At 64.0% G+C, this 2,329-nt stretch carries 1 protein-coding gene; it reads right to left on the bottom strand.

Annotated features, from left to right (window positions below):
* Window positions 1-437 precede the first annotated feature (437 nt).
* Window positions 438-2,132 (bottom strand): bacterial transcriptional activator domain-containing protein, encoded by a 1,695-nt coding sequence (locus tag AB0J42_RS37555; protein ID WP_364303336.1) that lies wholly within the window; start codon window positions 2,130-2,132, stop codon window positions 438-440.
* Between the last annotated feature and the right edge of the window lie 197 nt (window positions 2,133-2,329).

The raw sequence follows: 2,329 nt of genomic DNA, 5'->3' as shown, positions 1-2,329 counted from the left end.
GCTTTTCGTCGTTTCCACTAGGCCGTAACGCGCCGACCTGCGGTTTCAGGCCCGAACGCGCCCTGGATCATGGATTAGCTGCGGAACGCAGGTCAAGGACGCCTGATCTTCGCCCTAGCACAAGACAGAGAGCTCGCCAACTGGAGGGCACTCCGCCAAAGAGTCGGTTAGGCCCCAGAAGCGACCAGCAGATCAGTGAGACTTGCGTTTCGCATAGCAGAGGGGTGCCTGTGCGGAGTCGAGAAAAACGGCCTCCACATCAATTCAGCAGAGTCAGTCTCAGCCCGAAACAGATAATGGTCACTGAGGTTACTGCTATGGACTTGTAGGACAAGGATGCCCTGCACGATCGAGGTGATGCAGTGCGGCCAAACTGTACGTCTAGGCCCGAGAACCGGCCGCGCCGCCTACGGTGAGCCCGAACGAATACGTGATGCTCAGAAATTTCGGTTTATGTGGTCGAACAGTGCCTCGGTAGCAGGCGATGCGTCGACGCCGAGTGTCGCAAGTCGTGCTTTGAGGTGTCGGACGCGTAGACGGGCTTCGTCTGTGCGGCCGAGTTCGACGAGGAGACGGATAGAGGCTTTGACCGCGCTTTCCATGTCTGGGTCGAGTATGCAGGCTTGGTCGAAAATTTCCAGTGCGCGCTCGTTTCGGCCCGCCCGCTCGTGAAGAGCCCCAAGTTGGAGAAGCGCCTTGACGCTCGCCACCGCCAACGGCCACCGGTAGTCCTGGTCCAGCCAGTCGTACCTGAGGCCCTGGCCTAGTTGCCCACGGCACAGCCGGACGACCTCTTCCAACGCGAGCGTCTTAGTTTCCTCGTCAATGGCCGTGCGTGCCTCGGCAAGTGCCCGGTGGAAGGCCCACAGGTCGACGTCGACGTGCTGGGCCTCGATGCGGTAGCACTTGCCGGACCGCTCGACGAAGCTGGCTTCCTTGGCGCCCAGGCCGCTGGTCTCTCGGAGGGCGAGGCGCAGGTCCTTGAGGGCGCTGTGGAAGCGGTAGCCGGCCAGTTTCTCCTCCACGTCCGGCCATAGGTACTCGCAGATCTCCTCGCGGTCCAAGCCCTTGGGGTGCGCGGCGAGGAGGACGAAGAGTTCCAGAGCCTTGGTACGTCCAGACAGATCCACTACCTTGCCGCCCACCTCGATGACCGGCTCACCAACGATGCGGAAATGCACGAGGGGCTCAGCCGTGCTAGGTGGCGGCACAGCCAGGTTCACTTCTCGCGCAGGCTCTTCTGAGGGCATACCGTTCGAGGCGGCGAGCCTGCTCAGCACCACGCTCGCGGCCTCTTTCGGAAGGTGGAACAGCGTGATGTCGTGGAACTCCTCGGCCAGGGCTCCGGAGACCTCCGCCACTTGATGGTCATCGGCGATCTCGCAGGTGGTGCCGGAGGGGGATCGCCCCACGAGCAGGGCCCCGATGCCGAACCTGGGCGCGTGACACATAAGCGAGCCCAGATAGGAATCGTTCTCCTGGGAGCACGCGGTCAGCAGCAGCGCCGGCAACGGCTCCGCAGGGTCAACTTCGCGGAGTTCGGGGATGTCTTCGGCGTCGGAGTCGCGCAGCATGCGGCGCCGGGCGACGAACTGTCCCTCCAGATGATCGACCGCGTCATCCAGCGTGGGCACCAGTCTGAGACCAGGCAGGTGTTCGGTCATGGTCTCGATAGACGGGCCGAACCACCGCACAGCGTCCTGGCGGGGCATGACGATTTCGGCGCGATGGTGGTCCGATTGGGTCAGGAGGTCCAACACGATTGCCCGGAGGCAATCCTCGGCTCCTGGGCCGGTCAGGGCGAGATTCAGGCCCGACAATGCCAGGGACACCAGATTCTCGCCACGGGCCCCCACCTTGAGTGAGATCGGCGGGTCGGTCGAGAAGGACGACGTGACCAGCTCGAAATCGTCCGGCGGCATTTCATCGGGTTCGACGTAGGTCCGTCGATGTGCTTGCTCCAGCGCTCGTACGGCCGGGGTGTCCGGTTCGGGCATGAGCACGGCCACGGGCTCCTTCACGTCGCGGACGTCAACCCGTCGCCGCTGGCGAAGCCTGCTCGAAGCGAGTGCGACCGCCACCCCGGTGGCGAAGGAGAGCGCCACAACTCCACCGCCGGGCAGCGTGACCACGGTCGATGGGGTGGCCGGTGCGGCCAGAGGTGTCTCCTCCGGCGCCGGAGTGGCCGTGGGCCGAGTGGAGGTGTGGGTGTGGGAGGACGCGACTGGACTGTGGGTCGCGTCCGAGATGCGGTGTAAAAGTGAACGAGCGTAGGTTGCCGTGCTGAACCGACCAAAGTTCGCACTACGCAAGGACCTACGCTCGTGGC

The organism is Nonomuraea sp. NPDC049649 (genome assembly GCF_040675175.1).
Classification (GTDB): domain Bacteria; phylum Actinomycetota; class Actinomycetes; order Streptosporangiales; family Streptosporangiaceae; genus Nonomuraea.
This window is presented reverse-complemented; position numbering and strand designations above follow the sequence as displayed.